At 40.7% G+C, this 17664-nt stretch carries 15 protein-coding genes; 9 read left to right on the top strand and 6 right to left on the bottom strand.

The genetic code is table 11. The annotated features are described in order from the left end of the window. Window positions 1-7 precede the first annotated feature (7 nt). From BIZ36_RS11560 to BIZ36_RS11545, 4 genes are all read left to right on the top strand, one after another. Window positions 8-1639 (top strand): S8 family peptidase, encoded by a 1632-nt coding sequence (locus tag BIZ36_RS11560; RefSeq protein WP_187458064.1) that lies wholly within the window; start codon window positions 8-10, stop codon window positions 1637-1639. Between the two features lie 44 nt (window positions 1640-1683). Continuing rightward, complete coding sequence (locus tag BIZ36_RS11555; protein WP_187458063.1) at window positions 1684-3543, top strand: M1 family metallopeptidase; 1860 nt, start codon at window positions 1684-1686, stop codon at window positions 3541-3543. 86 nt (window positions 3544-3629) lie between these two features. Next, window positions 3630-4022 (top strand): ribonuclease P protein component, encoded by a 393-nt coding sequence (rnpA, locus tag BIZ36_RS11550; protein WP_187458062.1) that lies wholly within the window; start codon window positions 3630-3632, stop codon window positions 4020-4022. 76 nt (window positions 4023-4098) lie between these two features. After that, on the top strand, window positions 4099-5730 hold the full coding sequence (locus BIZ36_RS11545) for a S41 family peptidase (RefSeq protein ID WP_187458061.1): 1632 nt from the start codon (window positions 4099-4101) through the stop codon (window positions 5728-5730). Between the two features lie 74 nt (window positions 5731-5804). On the opposite strand, the gene BIZ36_RS11540 is transcribed toward BIZ36_RS11545, so the two are convergent. Next, a complete protein-coding gene (locus BIZ36_RS11540; protein ID WP_187458060.1) occupies window positions 5805-8432 on the bottom strand; it encodes an MGH1-like glycoside hydrolase domain-containing protein in 2628 nt (875 codons plus the stop codon). Between the two features lie 400 nt (window positions 8433-8832). On the opposite strand from BIZ36_RS11540, the gene BIZ36_RS11535 reads away from it, so the two are divergent. Genes BIZ36_RS11535 through gloA2 form a run of 4 tightly spaced genes read left to right on the top strand, consistent with a single transcriptional unit; the run spans window position 8833 to window position 12324 of the window. Beyond that, on the top strand, window positions 8833-10215 hold the full coding sequence (locus tag BIZ36_RS11535) for a purple acid phosphatase family protein (RefSeq protein WP_187458059.1): 1383 nt from the start codon (window positions 8833-8835) through the stop codon (window positions 10213-10215). Between the two features lie 42 nt (window positions 10216-10257). Then, complete coding sequence (locus BIZ36_RS11530) at window positions 10258-11151, top strand: SMP-30/gluconolactonase/LRE family protein (protein WP_187458058.1); 894 nt, start codon at window positions 10258-10260, stop codon at window positions 11149-11151. Then, complete coding sequence (locus BIZ36_RS11525; protein WP_187458057.1) at window positions 11151-11933, top strand: SDR family NAD(P)-dependent oxidoreductase; 783 nt, start codon at window positions 11151-11153, stop codon at window positions 11931-11933. The genes BIZ36_RS11530 and BIZ36_RS11525 overlap by 1 nt, the downstream gene beginning before the upstream one ends. Window positions 11934-11937: 4 nt before the next feature. After that, window positions 11938-12324 carry an SMU1112c/YaeR family gloxylase I-like metalloprotein gene (gene gloA2, locus BIZ36_RS11520; protein WP_187458056.1) on the top strand — a complete coding sequence of 129 codons (387 nt, stop codon included), beginning with the start codon at window positions 11938-11940 and terminating at the stop codon, window positions 12322-12324. 86 nt (window positions 12325-12410) lie between these two features. Here gloA2 and BIZ36_RS11515 read toward each other — a convergent pair whose 3' ends face one another. The 5 genes from BIZ36_RS11515 to BIZ36_RS11495 all read right to left on the bottom strand — a co-directional run bounded on the left by BIZ36_RS11515 (window position 12411) and on the right by BIZ36_RS11495 (window position 16681). Next, window positions 12411-13499, bottom strand: coding sequence for an alpha/beta hydrolase (locus tag BIZ36_RS11515; RefSeq protein WP_187458055.1), 1089 nt, complete (start codon window positions 13497-13499; stop codon window positions 12411-12413). A gap of 269 nt (window positions 13500-13768) precedes the next feature. Continuing rightward, complete coding sequence (locus tag BIZ36_RS11510) at window positions 13769-14230, bottom strand: RES family NAD+ phosphorylase (protein WP_187458054.1); 462 nt, start codon at window positions 14228-14230, stop codon at window positions 13769-13771. After that, window positions 14227-14667, bottom strand: a complete 441-nt coding sequence (locus tag BIZ36_RS11505) for an Xre family toxin-antitoxin system antitoxin (RefSeq protein WP_187458053.1) — start codon at window positions 14665-14667, stop codon at window positions 14227-14229. The genes BIZ36_RS11510 and BIZ36_RS11505 overlap by 4 nt, the downstream gene beginning before the upstream one ends. A 78-nt stretch (window positions 14668-14745) precedes the next feature. Then, a complete protein-coding gene (locus BIZ36_RS11500) occupies window positions 14746-15546 on the bottom strand; it encodes a 3-keto-disaccharide hydrolase (RefSeq protein ID WP_187458052.1) in 801 nt (266 codons plus the stop codon). Window positions 15547-15574: 28 nt separating this feature from the next. Next, entirely contained in the window at window positions 15575-16681 is a 1107-nt protein-coding gene (locus tag BIZ36_RS11495) for an acyltransferase family protein (RefSeq protein ID WP_187458051.1), read from the bottom strand. Between the two features lie 60 nt (window positions 16682-16741). Here BIZ36_RS11495 and BIZ36_RS11490 point away from each other — a divergent pair, with 60 nt between their 5' ends. After that, entirely contained in the window at window positions 16742-17638 is an 897-nt protein-coding gene (locus BIZ36_RS11490) for a fructosamine kinase family protein (protein ID WP_222937359.1), read from the top strand. The last annotated feature ends 26 nt before the right edge of the window (window positions 17639-17664 follow it).

Here is a 17664-nt window from a genome sequence, read left to right as displayed (position 1 = left end):
TATCTATATGACTAGAGTTTTATCAAAATCCGTACTAGGATTTACCATGGCATCCTTACTAGTAGGATGCGGAGCTACCAATTTGGTTTCCACCCCTATTGAAAATATAGACACTACTCCCCTTAAAATTTCGGATTTATCCGATGCGGAAAAAAGGAATTGGGGGCATCTGGATTTGGTTTCAGATACCATTCCCGGTATGAGTGTTGATAAGGCCTACGCCGAAATCATAAAAAACAAAAAAGGAGAAACTGTCATTGTTGCCGTGTTAGATTCAGGAATGGATTTGGAACATGAGGACCTTGACGGTGTACTTTGGACCAATAAAGATGAAAAGCCAGGTGATGGTATTGACAACGATAAAAATGGTTATATAGATGACATTCACGGCTACAACTTCCTAGGAGATTCTTACAATGAACAACTGGAGGTAGCTAGAATTGTTCGATTAAAATTGGGAGATGCTGCTTTGCAGTCTAAGGCAAAGGCCGAAGTAGAAGGGGAATATAACAAGGCACTACAGCAGAAACAGCAGTATGAGCAAATATTCCAAGCTGTAAAAAATGCCGATGCAGCGGTGAAAAAGGAATTGGGCAAAGAATCGTACAATGCAAAGGATTTGGCAAGTATAAAATCCACGGATCCAAATATGCAGCAAAATGTTGGTATCCTTACCCAAATGCTGACCTATGAAGATTCCATTCCAGAGGTAATGGAGCAAATTGAGGAAGGCATCAACTATTTTTCAGATCAGGCCAATTATAACTACAACGTTGATTTTAACGGTAGGGAAATTGTAGGTGATGACCCATATGATATCAATGATACGGATTATGGTGATGGCAACCCTCAAAGTCGTTCCAAGGACGAAAGTCACGGTACACATGTTGCAGGAATCATTGCTGCGGAAAGAAACAATGGATTAGGAGCCAATGGTGTGGCGAACAATGTACAGATTATGAGCATTCGTGCGGTACCTAACGGTGACGAATATGATAAGGATATTGCTTTGGGTATCAGATATGCGGTTGATAACGGAGCAAAGATTATCAATGGTAGTTTTGGTAAAAGCTACTCCCCAAACGCACAATGGGTGTATGACGCTATTAAATACGCCGCAGACAAGGACGTGCTTTTCGTGCATGCAGCGGGTAACTCTGGCGAGGATTTGGATGACCCTGCCAACCCTAACTTTCCTAATGACCAGGTCAACAATGGCCCAGAAATGTCAGATAATGTGATTACGGTGGGAGCCTTGGCCCCAAAATACGGTTCCGAGATGGTAGCAACCTTTTCCAACTATGGAAAAGTAAATGTAGATGTCTTTGCCCCTGGCGACGAGATTTATTCTACCATGCCCGGTGATGAATACGACTTTCAAGGAGGAACCTCAATGGCTGCACCAGCAGTTGCCGGTGTTGCGGCTTTGATTCGTTCACAATACCCTAAACTAACGGCCCCTCAGGTAAAGAAAATTATCTTGGAATCTGGATTGACCCCCAGAGCAAAAGTTATTCTTGCGGGAGACAGCGCAAAGACGGGTAACTTGGAGGAAATCTCAAAGGCCGGTACCATGGTTAATGCCTATAATGCATTGATTATGGCAGACAAGGTGGCTTCCGGAAAATTAAAACTTTAATAACAAGGCCCCAGGATGTGCTGGGGCAATTTTATACTTTTTATATGCATTCGATTTTAAAAATTCTTAGTGCCTTCTGTTTGCTAGTTACCTCCATTGTTGCCGCGCAAAGTTCTTCCTATTGGCAACAACATGTAGACTATACCATGGAGGTCACCATGAATGTAGATAACTATCAATACACCGGTACACAGAAACTGGTTTACACCAATAACTCACCGGAGGAACTTTCTAGAGTATATTACCACCTTTATTTTAATGCTTTTCAGCCAGGAAGCGAGATGGATATTAGACTACAAAATATTCAAGATCCAGACGGCAGGATGATGACGCAAGAAAAGAAGAGTAGGATAGCATCGCTTTCCGATGAGGAAATGGGTTACTTGCACGCTACTTCCTTGCTTCAGGACGGCGAGAAAGTAGATTTTCAAGAAGAAGGTACGGTTTTGGTAGTTGAGTTGGCCAAGCCTATACCTCCTGGAGGAAAGACCACTTTTGATATGGTATTTAGGGGGCAGGTTCCCTTACAGGTGCGTAGGTCCGGTAGAAATAGTGAAGAAGGGGTTGCACTCTCTATGAGCCAATGGTATCCAAAATTGGCGGAGTATGATTTTGAAGGCTGGCATGCAGACCCCTATATTGCTAGGGAGTTTCATGGAGTTTGGGGAGATTTTGATGTTAAATTGACCATAGACAAAAATTATACTGTAGGCGGTAGCGGTTATTTACAAAACCCACAAGAGGTAGGTCATGGGTATGAGACTCCGGGGACCAAAGTGAAAAAGCAAAAAGGAAAAACCTTGACATGGCATTTTAAGGCCCCCAAGGTTCATGATTTTATGTGGGCGGCAGATCCGGATTATTTACATGATACCCTACAAGTGGAGAACGGACCTATGCTCCACTTTTTATATAAGGACAATAAGGATATTATTGACAATTGGAAGAAGCTTCAGCCAAAAACGGCCGAGTTGATGAAATTTTTCAGTAAGAATATTGGAGAATATCCCTATGATCAATACTCCGTAATTCAAGGAGGAGACGGAGGTATGGAATATGCCATGTCTACATTGATTACCGGTGAGCGAAAATTTGGAAGTTTAGTAGGCGTAACCGCCCATGAAATGGCCCACTCGTGGTTTCAGCATGTTTTGGCAACCAACGAATCTAAACATGAATGGATGGATGAAGGCTTTACTACCTTTATTTCAAGTTTGGCAATGAACGAGGTTATGAAGGAAAACAAGCAAAACCCGTTTGAAGGCTCCTATAGAGGTTATTACAACTTAGTAGGTTCTGGAAAAGAGCAACCACAAACAACCCATGCCGATCGTTATCATTTAAATTTCGCATATGGAATTGCCGCCTATAGTAAAGGTTCTATTTTCCTTTCTCAATTGGGTTATATTATTGGGCAGGATAAATTGATGGAGACGGTGCGAAAATACTATGAAGAATTTAAGTTCAAGCATCCTACTCCCAACGATGTTAAGCGTATTGCAGAGAAGGTATCTGGTATGGAACTGGATTGGTATTTAACGGATTGGACCCAAACAACCAATACCATCGATTATGCCATTACCGGATTGGAGGGCGTAGACGGCAAAACAGAGGTAAACTTGGAAAGAAAAGGTTTAATGCCAATGCCATTGGATATTTTGGTAGTTTTTGAAGACGGTTCCCAAGAAACTTTTTATGCGCCCCTTCGTATGATGAGGGGAGAAAAGGAAAACCCCTACCCTCAATTTACCAGAACGATACTGGAGGACTGGCCTTGGGCATACCCAACCTATAGTTTTACCATTAACAAGCCTATGGAAAACATAAAAGCGGTTATGATAGACCCATCACAGTTAATGGCAGATATTGACCAAGAAAACAACGTTTGGCAAAAAGGGGAGTAAGCGCTGCTTTTTTACCATCGAACCATAATTAAAAAGCCATTGTTTCCTTTACAGGTGAACAGTGGCTTTACTGAATAAGATAACCATTGAGCCAAAAGGATTTTAAATATCCCAGAACCGAAAAGCTTAAAAGCAAAAAGTTAATTGAAGAGCTTTTTGCCAATGGCAGGTCTATCACCAATTTTCCCATTAAACTTTTCTATTACAAGACAGCACTGCCAAAAAACGTCAAATTTCAGGCGACCGTGGCGGTTTCAAAAAGGAATATAAAATCGGCCGTCGAACGCAATAGGGTAAAAAGGTTAATGCGGGAAGGCTACCGTTTAAACAAACACCAAGTTTTTAACAATAGTGAAGGGTCTTTTGCGTTTCTATTTTTATACCTTGGGAAAAAGATGCCTAACTTTAAGGAAACTGAGCATGCCATGAAAAAGATATTGGTCAAATTTCTGGATGCAGAAGGTAGAATCAAAGGTTAATTAATAGGTGTAAAAAAGTGGCATTTCAAGGGCAGTAAGGAACCAAACATAATTTCTTCAAAATACCATTTTAAGAATGAAGGCTTCAACAAAAAAAAGAATACTCATTCCCCTATTCGCTTTATCCGTATTTGTAGTGGGAACAGGATTTGTAAAAAGCGATTTTTTTGAAATTGCCAAGCAGATTGAGATTTTCACCACCTTGTTCAAGGAGTTGAACATGAATTATGTAGATGAGACCAATCCCGCAGAATTAATGGATACAGCCATTAAGAACATGTTGGATGATTTGGATCCCTACACCAAGTTTTTGAACGAACAGGATGTGGAGACCTACAGAATCAACAATGCCGGTGAGTACTCTGGTATTGGGGCATTGGTGCGTTCTTTTGACGACAAATTGCTGATAGTTGAGCCTTATAAGGGCTACCCCGCAGATAAGGCCGGTCTAAAGGCCGGAGATGAGATTTTAAAAATTGGCGACATAGATGTTGCCAAATTTCACGATAACGCCAGTGAGTTGCTTAAAGGAGCCAATGATACATCTGTTGAGGTAACGTTCAATAGACAGGGCGAAACAAAAACTGCGGTGATCACACGTGGTGCCGTTGAGGTGGATGCTGTTCCCTATTACAAGATGATAAACGATAAAACGGGATACATAGTCTTGGCTAAGTTCAATGCTAAGGCATCTAGCCAAACAGAATCCGCTTTGGAAGACTTAAAAGCGAAAGGGGCGGAGAAAATCATTCTAGATTTACGCAGCAATCCAGGTGGCTTACTCTCTGAAGCTATCAATGTTACCAATCTATTTGTGGAAAAAGGGGAGTTGATCGTAACGACAAAATCCAAGGTTAAAAAATTCAATAGGGAATACCGCACAAAAAATCAGCCTGTAGATACAGAAATACCGTTGGTAGTTCTTGTAAATGGCAGCAGTGCATCGGCCAGTGAAATTGTATCCGGGGGATTACAAGACTTAGATCGGGCGGTAATCATGGGTGCCAGAAGTTTTGGTAAAGGGTTGGTGCAAAGGCCCTTAAAACTTACTTATGGTACACAGTTAAAGGTGACCATTAGCCGTTATTACACACCTTCCGGTAGGTGTATACAATCCTTGGACTATTGGAATAGGGATGAAGACGGCAATGCGGTGAAGAAAACTAAATTCAACGATTTTACCACGCGCAACGGCCGCAAAGTTCAAGATGGTGGAGGTGTTCTACCAGATGTGGAGATTACATCGGCGAAAGCAAATGAATTGACCATTGCCCTTTTGAACAACCATATTATTTTCGATTATGCAACGGATTATTATTACAATCATTCGGTAGCAAATATGGAGGATTTTACTTTTTCCGAGGCGGACTATCAAGATTTTAAAAACTATGTTTCCAAAAGTGATTTTTCCTTTGAGACTAAAACGGAAAAAACGCTAAAGGCTGCTATGACCGATCGTGAGGAGGTAATCTTTAATCCCACCATAGAAAGCGATTTTGTAGCCCTTCTCCAAGATATAGAGCAAAGCAAAATCGCTGCTTTGGAGGACTATAAAAAGGAAATAAAAAGTAAGTTGGAAGATGAAATCGTCAAGCGTTATTTCTACAGGGAAGGATTGTATGATTACTATCTAAACAATGACGAAGCCATTACTTCTGCCACAGAATTATTGGCCAATGAAAATGATTATTTCAATATTTTGAAATAAACTTCGCTATTTGGATTATTGGTAACAAACGCAATTGTAAAGCAGGTTCATGGTTCAAACCATCAACTGATACGCTACTCGTTTTCTTCCATTTCCATGATTAAATTGGCAATCAGGGCCGTCCATCCCGTTTGATGGGAAGCCCCTAAACCTTTGCCGGAATCCCCATCAAAAAACTCATAAAAGAGATGTTCATCTTTAAAATGGGGGTCTTTGGTATAAAGGTGAAGTGGGTCACTTGAATGGTATTGGTATTTACCTTCTTCATTTCGTTCAAAAAGACGTACCAAGCGCTGGGTAATCTCATTGGCAATTTGGTTCAGGTTCAGTTTTTTACCGGATCCTGTTGGAAATTCGTAAACATAGGTAGGCCCGTAGAAGGTGTAGTATTTTCTAAGGGACTGTACGATCATATAATTGAGGGGCATCCAAATAGGTCCTCTCCAGTTACTATTGCCTCCAAACATATTGGAGCGGCTTTCACCAGATTCATAGGAGATGGTATGATGGCCATGATGGTCAAAAACATAGGGGTTTTCTTTATGGTATTTGGATAGGGATCTAATACCATAATCGGAGAGGAATTCATTCTCGTCCAAAAGGCGCTTGAGTAAATGCTCCAACCTAAAACCTCGCATAATGGCAAAAAGGTAATTGCCGTTTTCGTTCATTTCTTCAATCCTTGATATGAGCGAAGCCAGATCGGGCCTGGTGAGCACAATTTTTGCCACTCTGGCATTAAATTCCTTAAGGTTTTTAAAAAGATCCTTATGTATTACTTCTACAGCGAACATAGGAATGATTCCCACTAGGGACCTAACTTTTAAGCGATGCGAGGTTCCGCTGGACATTTCTACCACATCGTAATAAAAATTATCCTTATCGTCCCAAAGGGAAATATCCTTTTGCCCAATGTGGTGCATGGCCCAGGCAATGTTTAGGAAATGCCTGAAAAATTTTGCAGCAGCCTCTTCATAAGCATCGTTTTCTTCCGCTAGTTCCAAAGACATGCGCAACATATTGATGGTAAACATGGCCATCCAGCTAGTGGCATCTGCCTGTTGCATTCTGGTAATCCCTGGGGGCATATGGTTTCGGTCAAAAACCCCAATGTTGTCCAAACCTAAAAAACCGCCCTCAAACAAATCGGTTCCGTGCTTGTCCTTTTGGTTTACCCACCAAGTGAAATTCACCATTAACTTCTGAAAGGCCTTTTCCAAAAATTTAAAGTCGCCCTTCCCCTTTAGTTTTTTTTCTTTTTCATAGACCGTCCAAACTGCCCAAGAGTGAACAGGAGGGTTTACATCACTAAAATTCCATTCATATGCGGGAATTTGTCCATTAGGGTGCATATAGCTTTCCCTAAGTACCAATAATAGCTGTTCCTTGGCAAAATAGGGGTCTATTTCCGCAAAGGCCGCAGTGTGAAAAGCAAGGTCCCATGCGGCGTACCAAGGATATTCCCACTTGTCTGGCATAGAGATAACGTGCCTGTTGGTCAAGTGCTGCCAGCTGAAATTTCTGGGGTTTGAGCGATAGGGTTTTAATTCTCCCGGCCCGCCAAATAGCCATTTATAAACATCATAGTAGTAAAACTGTTTGGTCCACAGAAGCCCGGAAAAAGCTCTTTGGGCAATGTGCTTGTGTGCTACAGGGAGGTGAGACTGCAAGGTTTCATTATAGAATTCTTGGCACTCCCGCTGTCTTTGATTTACAATGTCGTCAAAATCTTCCCAAGGCTTTAGCACCTTCTTTTTTGAAAGTCTCACCTTAATGGATTTTTCTTGTCCCGGCCGCAGCCTTAGTTTATGCCAAACGGCGAATTTAGAACCGGTTTTATCCTGGTTCACCGTTTTTCTCTTTCTATTGACTACGCGGTCATTAATACCATCCTTTACAAAGGGCGTTTCGTTTTCTGAATCATAGATCTTTTTATTGTTGGTTTCGTTTTCACAAAAAAGCTGCTTCCCTCCTTGATGATACAAATAATACCTACCATTTCTGGTGCTTCTGGATTCAACGCTATTGGAACCAGAAGAGGTAATAGCTGGCCTAGAAAATCTATTGTTGTGTTTCCAAAAATTACGGAACCAGAGGTGTGGCAATACATGAATATTTGCAGGTTTCTTTCCGCGATTTATCACGGTTATTTTCATGAGGATGTCGTTTACATCTGCCTTCGCATATTCTATATAGCAATCAAAATAAGCATTGTCCTTAAATATGGCTGAATCTAATAGTTCATATTCAGGTTCTTCCCTACTTCGCTGGTTCTTTTTTATTAGTTCTTCATAGGGAAATTCATTTTGCGGATACTTATACAAAAACTTACAATAAGAATGGGTGGGAGTGGATTCTTGGTGATAATAGAGTTCCTTTACATCCTCTCCGTGGTTTCCCTGATTGTTGGTGAGGCCGTACAAACGTTCCTTTAAAATTGGGTCCTTGCCATTCCAAAAAGCGGGCGCCAAACACAGAATTTCGCGAGAATCACAAAATCCAGCTATTCCTTCCTCTCCCCAGCGGTATGCATTACTACGCGCTTTTTCATGGTTAATAAAATCCCAGGCATGCCCGTATTCACTATAATCTTCACGTACGGTTCCCCACTGCCTGTCCGCCAAATAGGGTCCCCATTTTTTCCAATTTCGATAGTTGTCAGGTACGGCTAATCTTTGTGCCTCAATGCCCTTTTGAACCATGTAGTGCGCTTAATTTAAATTAATATACCTAGGAGCGGTATGATAAATAGTGAATAAGTTACGGTAAAATTAGTTCATAAATTAAAGGACCCTAAAATAGTAGACCTTAAGTTTTTATTAATTATCAAATCCCAAAAACTCTATTTTAAAATTTAAATAATAAGGATTTATAAATAGGGCTTTTTGTAATTTTTACAATCAACTCTTTAGTTAGCAAGCAAATACTTCTTGATTCGCCCTGTTTTTCACAGTTCAAAGGTCAAATCCCCCAATTGATAAATTTCTTTACAATAAAATCAATATTCCATAACCCCTTGCTTTGCGAACTTTGTAGTTTTACCAAATGTCAAGATACTAAACCAAAAGACAACAGCTGTTTACCAAAACCTATAAAATAGAAATGAAAAATTTTGTTTTCCTCTTTTTCGCATTATTGGCGCAACTAACTATACATTCTCAAGAACACGACCACGGAATGGGAGTTCATAGTCATTACGGACAGACAGATACCATTTTGGACCATAAATTACTTTTTCCCTCAAGAACACCAGATCGTATCATTACCAATTTATCTGTAGACCCTTCAAGTAGCTTTGGGGTCAATTGGAGAACCAATCAGGAAATATCAAAAGGACTGGTTGAAATTGCGAAAGCTACCGATGGCCCTGAGTTTCTTTTAGGCGACATCAAGACCATTACGGCCAACACTCAAATTTTTGAAAACCAAAATAGGAGGGAGCCGCTTGTTAAAGCCAATTTTCACTCTGCTTTGGTGACAGGTCTGGAGCCCGAAACCGTTTATATATATCGAGTGGGAAGCGGAGATCAAGAAAACGGCTATTGGAGCGAGTGGTTCCAGTTTAGCACTGCCAGTGCGAAAGGAGACAGACCTTTTAGTTTTATCTATTTTGGGGATGCACAGAACAATGTGAAATCACTATGGTCAAGGGTAATCCGTAATTCATACAAACAATATCCAAATGTGGATTTTATGCTCCATGCCGGGGACCTCATTAATGACCGCGATGCGAACATGGAATGGGGGGAGTGGTTTTATGCGGGAGGATTTATTCATGCGACCGTACCTAGTATCATGACTCCCGGTAACCATGAATATAGGGATGGAGAGCTTTCTTCGCTGTGGAGGCCACAATTTACACTGCCGGAAAACGGACCAACAGAAGCCTTGAAGGAAACATGTTATGCAGTAGAGTATGAAAACATGAAACTTATTTCCATTGATGCCGAAGGTTTTGACGAACATGAAGAAGCTAGATTGTCTCAAGTAAAATGGTTGGACTCTGTTTTAAAAAACAACAAAAAGAAATGGACGGCCATTACCATGCACTACCCTATATTTTCAACTGCTAAAGGCCGCGATAACAAAGAGTTAAGGGAAGCTCTAAAACCTTTGATTGACAAATATGGAGTGGATTTGGTGCTACAAGGCCATGACCACACCTATGCTCGGGGTTATGAAAAAAATGAGGGACAGGGCCTAACGGTGGTTAAAGACGCCGGAACGGTTTATGCCGTATCAGTAAGTGGGCCAAAAATGTATGAATCCCAAGATCAAGGTTGGATGGTTCGCCGTGGCGAGTTCACGCAGTTGTTTCAGATAATTTCCGTTTCCCAAGATACGATCACTTATGGCGCCTATACTCCTATGGGCTCTTTGTACGATGCTTTTGACCTTATTAAAAAAGATGGTAAAAAAACTTTAATCAATAAGGTGCCCGATAGTAATATCAGATTGCGAAAGGATTTCGTAAAGGAAAAGTAGTTTGGTCTAAATTTCCGTAACTTTCTCAAGGAATACATCGGAATGAAAACTACTAAAACCAACAAAGCCCAGCTCCTATTGGATTCGCAGTGTACCCTGGGCGAAGGTCCTATTTGGGATGCCGAATGCCAAACTTTGTATTGGGTGGATATTGAAGGAAAAAAACTTCATAACTATAACCCTAAAAGGAAGAATCATCAGATGTGGGAACTAGCGTCCATGGCCGGAGCTGCCGTACTTAAAGCGGATGGTAACCTTTTATTGGCTTTGGAGGAGGGACTGTCAACCTTTGACATTCAATCGGGAAACATCACTTCTCATAAAGTGTTGAAGAATACCAATCCAAAAATGCGTTATAATGATGGTAAAGTGGGGCCCAATGGACATTTTTACATCGGGAGTATGCACAAAGAGTTCGAGCCGGGAAGCGGAAATTTGTATCGGATATCTAGTAACTGGGAAACTGACACCCAGGTGCCAAACACCACTATTTCCAACGGAATGGCATGGACCAAGGACCAAAAAACCTTCTATTTCAGCGATACGGAGGAATATCGTATTTATCGCTTCGATTTTGATATGGCATCCGGCAATTTGCTTAACCGTACTATCGCCTTTGAAGTCCCGAAGGAAATGGGCGGTGCCGATGGAATGTGTATAGACGAAGAAGACATGCTGTGGATTGCCCATTGGGGAGGAAATTGTATTAGACGTTGGAATCCAAAAGATGGAGAGGTTTTGGAAGAAATAGAAGTGGATGCCCCTCAAGTGACTTCCTGTTGTTTTGGAGGAGAAAACTTGGATACCCTTTTTATCACCACGGCCCGAAGTGGCATGACTGTAGAGGAGCTCGATAAATACCCTAAAAGTGGCGGGCTATTTACATTTAGGACTAAAGTAAAAGGAACATCCATTAACCTATTTAAAACAGAATAATGGCCTACACGGGAATTAAAGGTAAGACAGCAATTGTGACCGGTGCAGGAGAAGGTATAGGTTTTGCCATTTCTAAAGCTTTGGTCAAACAAGGGGCGAATGTTGTTCTCAATGATTTGGATACGGAGACAAGTAAAAAAGCAGCTGCGGAGATAAACAACATCGGGCCTGGAAAATGTAGTCCCTTTGCTGGGGATGCGGGAGATGTAAACTTTTTGGATCAACTCATCGATTATACCGTTTCCGAATTCGGGAGCATTCACTTTGTGGTGCCCAATGCCGGAATTACGCTTTTTGGTGATTTTTTGGAGTTTTCTCCAGAGTCTTTCAATAAAGTGGTTCAACTGAATTTACAGGGCGCCTTTTTCTTGGTTCAAAAAGCTGTCAAAAAAATGATTGCCCATAAACATACGGGAAAGGTAGTGCTTATTTCCTCTCAAGTAGGAATTAGGGCTTATCGAAATTTGACGACCTATGCCATGACCAAAGCGGCATTGCGAATGATGGCCGTTAACTTGGCTTATGAATTGGATACGTATAGAGTGAATATAAATGTGGTAGCTCCCGGTGCTACCCTCACGGAGCGCACCCAACAGGAACAACCGGATTATGAAGGTATTTGGGGGCAACTGAATCCAAATGGGCGTGTGGGGAAACCTGAAGATATTGCCAATACCTGCCTCTTTCTACTATCTGAGGAAGCGGATCACATTAACGGGCAAACCATTCCTGTGGATGGTGGGTGGACTACGGCTGGAAAATATCCCGAAGATTTAAAATAAAAGGATGGGACTGAAAAAAGTACACCACATCGCTATTATTTGTTCCGATTATGAGAAATCAAAGGCTTTCTATACTGAGGTGCTAGGTTTAGATATCATTCGGGAAGTCTATCGTGAGGAACGCCAATCTTTCAAGTTGGATTTAGCGCTTAACGGGGAATACATCATAGAACTGTTTTCTTTTCCAAATCCACCAAAAAGACCTTCAAGGCCTGAAGCAATGGGCTTGCGGCATTTGGCTTTTGGAGTGGAAGATGTTGAGAAAGAAAAGTCGCGCTTGGAAAAACTAGAGGTGGAAGTTGAGGACATTCGTACGGATGAATTTACGGGCAAGCGATTTACCTTTTTTGCAGACCCCGATGATTTGCCTATTGAGCTGTATGAGGAGTAGTCGTTTATCCTTCATTCCAAATAATGTACAAAGTGGTTTGAACTTTCCTAAATCGGTTAAAAAATGGCCGTTTTGCATCCCTATTTTTAATCTTTCAATTGCTTTAATATTTGCTTTCCGTTTTCATTATTGGGGTTCAGTTCAATAGATTTCTCATACATCTCTATGGCCTCCGATTTTCGATTTGATTTCATTAGGGCTTCGCCGTAGCTATCATATGTATTGAAGCTTTCTGGAAATAGAATGGTAGCTATTTTAAAAACTTCTAAAGCCTTATCCAATTCTTCATTTCCCAGAAGCGTATACCCTAAATTGTTCAAATCCTGCTCTGAACGATTTTTTGTCCTAGTTTCAATAGATGATACGATGGCGTTATCCAGAACGTTTTGTAACAGGGCATTTTGTTTCTCTTTGCTCAGTGTTTTTGAATACGCTTTTGCAATTGCGTTAACCACTAAATCCAGATTATCTTGAAATACGGCATGACCGCTTCCGCGAGCCACTATATTGGTTACATAATCCTTTTGAGTGCCAAGCTCATCGTGAAGTTTTCTCCATCTATTTGAAAGCATCTCGGGAAAGCCCGGGAAGGAATTTTCTGGAAAAATGTTTAAAATAGGGATGTCTTCTGGGAAATTCATGCCCCTTACATAGCGCATGGTTTCGTTGTAATTGGTATTCAAGTAATAATCACCTGAAGGTTTTGGTATGGAACTTATGTCTACGTTTTGATTCCTTATAGCAAGCAATTCTTCGTTCCAAAAATCGCTAGGCGTGGCATCTATTAAAATAATTGATTTTACTTTTTGGGGATATTTGCGGGCGTATAGCAAATTATATAATCCTCCATAAGAATGTGAAACCAGAATTATTTCCTTATCGAACCCTAATTTTGAAAGGCCTACTTCCAATTCCTTTATTCCATTTTGTATACCAAAATCCGCATCTTTACTTAGGTTGGGGTTTAATTCACTTTGCCCAAAACCAGACCTGTCATAAGAAAGTAATGTGGTTCCGGTAACTTTATAGGTTTTTTCCAAAACTTCGTTCCAAACGGAAGCATCATTGCCGGCCCCAGCCTCAAAAAGAATAGGGGTTCCCTCCCCCAGCATTATTTTAAAGTGCATTTTATATCCTCCAATGTCTACCAAAGTGTCCAGTTTTTGAGAATACATGGAGATAGTTGAAAATAAAAAAACTGAAAATCTTAAGATGTGTCGCATTTGAATTTGGAATATAGTTTAAAAAAGAAGCTGGCCTAAAAATTTATGGGATACTGTAAATTCTAACTGTTTTCGGACCGCGTGTTAAGAAAAGTAAAGTCAGGGATTACAAAACGTAATATAAATGTATTGAAAACCAATCAAATATTGTTCCACAAAATACAAATAGCTTGGTTTGCAAATTCAAATTTATCCATCAAGGTAAATTTTAAATCCACCATTTATGGCCTAAATAAGCGCTTATCAAAAGAAAACAGTTCGGAGGAAAGCACTTTGATTTTATGGATGTCTGAATGTAACGGATTGATCAAAAAATTATAATCCCCTTGTACAATGGCCGAGGGTACTTTCATGGCCAGTATGTTACCAGTCCTTATAAATTTATCCCCTTCTAGTTGTGTAAATGAAGATGGTGGGTGGGTTTTCCAGTTTTTACCTTGAAGTTTTTTTTCTGGATAGTCATGTATAAGCTCATCAGGAATTTCTATGGAAGTCAAATAATAATCCTTGGGAACCAGTTTTAAAGTTAAATGTACCGCGACCTCCAAATTGGCCAAGGCCCTTGATTGCGAAGTATAAACCATTCGTACCCCTTTGCTGTTCCAACGGCCGCCAAATTTTTCGGCGCCAATGCCAGAAAGGTCATTTTTGTACTTCTCCTTGCCCAGCCTATAGACTATCATGCCAATACTCCATGTTCAAGACGGCCCAGTTCATCTTTTACCATGTGAATACCAATACTGGTATCTAAAAGTTCTTTGGGTTTGATACCGCCGAGCGCAATACTTTCAGAGCCCAGCCATTCAAAAAAGTTTTCTTGGTGACCAAAGACCGCCTTGCCATAATTAAGTAATTGATATATGGAAAGTATTCTTTCGCTTTGTTCTTGACGGAAAATCTTGTTTTCTTCTCGGTGTCTTTCCAAGGTCCTAACGGATATATTCAGGAAATTGGCCCACTCTTGCGAACCAAAAGGAGCCATATTTAAAACCTTGTTGAAATCACTGTAAGGAATGCCCTCCCTAACCAATTTGATAAGCAAATAAGACCGCTTATCATCATTCCAGTCATAAGAAAAATCCCCGTTTTTAGATTCAAATAATTTAAACGCCGTTGCCATAAGGAACTTTTAAATAAAATTACAACATTTGTCGTAAACGTAACGACAAAATTACGTTAAAATTATTTCTCTTCTTTTTTACTTTTTAAGGTTCTTGATCTTAATATTTCTGAAATCTATAGGCTGTCCTTCACTCTGTAGGGCAATCATACCTTGTGTAAGAGGCGTACCGTCAATTTTATATTTTGGGTCGTAACGGTTGGCTACATCGCCACCCACCCTAGGTTTGGTGTATTCCAACACTTTTTTTCCGTTGATGATATGTTGAACTAGGGAGTCGCCATAAACTATTAATTCCGCTTTCACCCATTGGTCCCCATACAAAGTCTCCGAAGTAGAATTTAAACAGTGGCCTGGATATTGTTCCCCTTGAAAATCTATGTCCGTTCCTGGGCTGCACATATTTCCTGTTGGTCGGTCCACTCCTTCCTCTATACCTGCTAAAAATTGCATTTCTACGGATATTGGCCAGTCCTGTTCTTTCAGCATGGTTCGGGGATCTTGTGAATGGTACATAACCCCGCTATTTAATAGTGTATAGGAGGGCGCTCCTGGATGTAATTCGCCCACAAATCGGTATTCCATCGAAAGATGAAAATGGGAGTAGGGCGTATCAAAATATAAATGCCCAAAACGGTCGTTAAAATCCCCTTCGTATTGATCATAACGAACTTTAATGATTCCGTCTTCCGCTCGAAAAGTATCGCCATGATTGTCCCCGGTTTCGTAATGGTGGATTTTAGTGGTCCAACCATCCAGATTTTTCCCATTAAAAAGATGAACCCATCCATCTTCAGTGGTATTGGATTTTTGAACGCCACAGGCAATCAAGATTAAAGTAAAAAACGATAAAAGAATAAGACCGGATTTGATTTTCATGAATTTGATATTGATTGGGTTGCAGGTGCTACACCTTAAAATAGATTTTGTGTTGGTCTAAAAAGTAGGTAATGTACCAAAAGATAAAGAGTACCGCAAGTGAACTCCAAACCATTATGGCAGGTTCAGGCACTCCCAAAGGAGATAAAAGCCCGCTGACCCAAATCTTGCCGAAACCCCTGAACCATTGTGCACCTACAGTTTCGGCGAACAAATAGATAAAAATGGAGTTGGTACCTACCACCGAAAATATTCTGAGCCATTTCGGGTGATGGTTACGAACATCAATGGCCCAGTAAAAAAAGGCCAACGTAAGAATGGCAATACCACCAGAAGCCAATGTGAAAGAAGTGGTAGCAATTCGCTTTACGATGGGAGTAATTCCTAATAAATCCAAAGCAAATCCTAACACTAAAACAATACTTCCCCAAATAACGAATTGTCTTATTTTTTCTTTTTCAGGAAGATGTTCCAACAACAATTTTCCACAGACCACCCCCCAAATGGTATGTGCAGCTGTAGGAATAAAATTGACGAACACCCAGTACCCGCCGTTTACTTGGCCCATAACCAATTGATCCACAAAAGACCCAAAACTGTCATGACCTTGGGCATAGGGCGCCTCAGGATTGTAAGCCCGGTAAAGCACTTCCGTCAGTAATAAAAGCCCAACAGAAATCCCTATTTGGGTTTTATTGGGCAGATGCATGATAGCGTAGGCAATTAAAATGGTAAAGGCCAATTGCACTAGTACGTTCCAAAGCTCCCACACCAGTTCATAGCTGTACACACAATGTAGGAGCGCCCCAAAAGCGAACAACAGAAAACAGCGTCTAAGGATGTGTTTGTTTACACTTTTACGGTCTCCTTTAGCCAATCGTTTTCTTAGGGAAAATGGCATGGCAACACCCACTATAAACATAAAAAAGGGCTGTATCAGGTCCCAAAACCGGAGCCCGTTCCATGGGTGATGGTGCAATTGATGGGCAATTCCTTCGAAAATGCCACCCTCTGCCCATTCCGAAAAATAATGGTGAAAACCGGCCGCTTCTGCGATGAGCAAAAACATGGTGAGTCCGCGAAATACATCAAGGGAAAATAAGCGTTTGGAGACGTTATCTGCTAGTTGAGACATGGTTGGTAGTTATGGGTTGATTCTTCTAAAATAGCGAAAAAACACGTATAATTTTTTCCTATGAAGACCGATGCCTATCTTTCTTTTCGTATGGATAATGCCCTAAAAGAACAAATTGAATACCTCCTCTGTATTAAGATTTTAACTACTCGAGCTATTTCGGGTGGAGATATTTCACAAGCTTACCTTATTGAAACCGAAAGCGAACGCTTTTTTTGCAAAGTACAACGGTCCAAGAACGCTTTTGATATGTTCCAGGCAGAAATAGAAGGGTTGAAGGCCCTCAAAGCAAGCAACACTATTGGCGTTCCTCAAGTTTTGACCTGCAACAGAACCGATAACGGAGCCCTTTTGATCCTGGAATATATTGACCGAAAAACGCCCAATATCGTTGACTTTGAAAATTTAGGATTTCAATTGGCCGCACTGCATAAGATGGGTGACAACAAGACCTTTGGTTTTGAACGGGATAATTTTATTGGTAGTTTACCACAATTCAACAAAAAGTCTGATAATTGGGTGGATTTTTATGTGCAGGAAAGGTTACAACCACAATTAAAAATGGCCATGGATTCTGGTAGATTGAATGCGGCTGAAATTCCGGCAGAATCGAAGCTTTTTAGCAGGTGTACTAATTTATTTCCCAATATCAAACCTTCCCTATTACATGGGGATTTGTGGAGCGGCAATTTTTTAATTGCTTCCAATGGGCAACCGTATCTCATTGACCCGGCCGTCTATGCAGGTCACAATGAGGTGGATTTGGCCATGACCAGATTGTTTGGCGGATTTGAAGAACGGTTCTATGATGCTTATCATGAAATAATTCCGAAAGAAACAGGCGAAAAAGAGCGTTGCGAAATATATCAACTGTATTATCTCTTGGTGCACCTTAATTTGTTCGGTACTTCTTATAAATCATCCGTTAACCACATACTTCAGCGGTACTTTCATTAGTTTTAAAATGTATTTGTTAATAAGAA

This window comes from Cytophaga sp. FL35, assembly GCF_014349235.1.
Lineage (GTDB): Bacteria > Bacteroidota > Bacteroidia > Flavobacteriales > Flavobacteriaceae > Euzebyella.
Note: the sequence above shows the minus strand (reverse complement) of the source record. Positions and strands in the feature narration are given on the sequence as shown.

What these genes read in the sequence shown, in the direction of transcription:
- BIZ36_RS11505 (WP_187458053.1), bottom strand. Translation starts at nt 14,667, where the DNA reads ATGGCAACGGCGTTTAAATTATTTGAATCTAAAAACGGGGATTTTTCT.
- BIZ36_RS11555 (WP_187458063.1), top strand. Translation starts at nt 1,684, where the DNA reads ATGCATTCGATTTTAAAAATTCTTAGTGCCTTCTGTTTGCTAGTTACC.
- BIZ36_RS11495 (WP_187458051.1), bottom strand. Translation starts at nt 16,681, where the DNA reads ATGTCTCAACTAGCAGATAACGTCTCCAAACGCTTATTTTCCCTTGAT.
- BIZ36_RS11490 (WP_222937359.1), top strand. Translation starts at nt 16,742, where the DNA reads ATGAAGACCGATGCCTATCTTTCTTTTCGTATGGATAATGCCCTAAAA.
- BIZ36_RS11510 (WP_187458054.1), bottom strand. Translation starts at nt 14,230, where the DNA reads ATGATAGTCTATAGGCTGGGCAAGGAGAAGTACAAAAATGACCTTTCT.
- BIZ36_RS11500 (WP_187458052.1), bottom strand. Translation starts at nt 15,546, where the DNA reads ATGAAAATCAAATCCGGTCTTATTCTTTTATCGTTTTTTACTTTAATC.
- BIZ36_RS11515 (WP_187458055.1), bottom strand. Translation starts at nt 13,499, where the DNA reads ATGTATTCTCAAAAACTGGACACTTTGGTAGACATTGGAGGATATAAA.
- BIZ36_RS11525 (WP_187458057.1), top strand. Translation starts at nt 11,151, where the DNA reads ATGGCCTACACGGGAATTAAAGGTAAGACAGCAATTGTGACCGGTGCA.
- BIZ36_RS11530 (WP_187458058.1), top strand. Translation starts at nt 10,258, where the DNA reads ATGAAAACTACTAAAACCAACAAAGCCCAGCTCCTATTGGATTCGCAG.
- BIZ36_RS11545 (WP_187458061.1), top strand. Translation starts at nt 4,099, where the DNA reads ATGAAGGCTTCAACAAAAAAAAGAATACTCATTCCCCTATTCGCTTTA.
- BIZ36_RS11535 (WP_187458059.1), top strand. Translation starts at nt 8,833, where the DNA reads ATGAAAAATTTTGTTTTCCTCTTTTTCGCATTATTGGCGCAACTAACT.
- BIZ36_RS11540 (WP_187458060.1), bottom strand. Translation starts at nt 8,432, where the DNA reads ATGGTTCAAAAGGGCATTGAGGCACAAAGATTAGCCGTACCTGACAAC.
- gloA2 (WP_187458056.1), top strand. Translation starts at nt 11,938, where the DNA reads ATGGGACTGAAAAAAGTACACCACATCGCTATTATTTGTTCCGATTAT.
- BIZ36_RS11560 (WP_187458064.1), top strand. Translation starts at nt 8, where the DNA reads ATGACTAGAGTTTTATCAAAATCCGTACTAGGATTTACCATGGCATCC.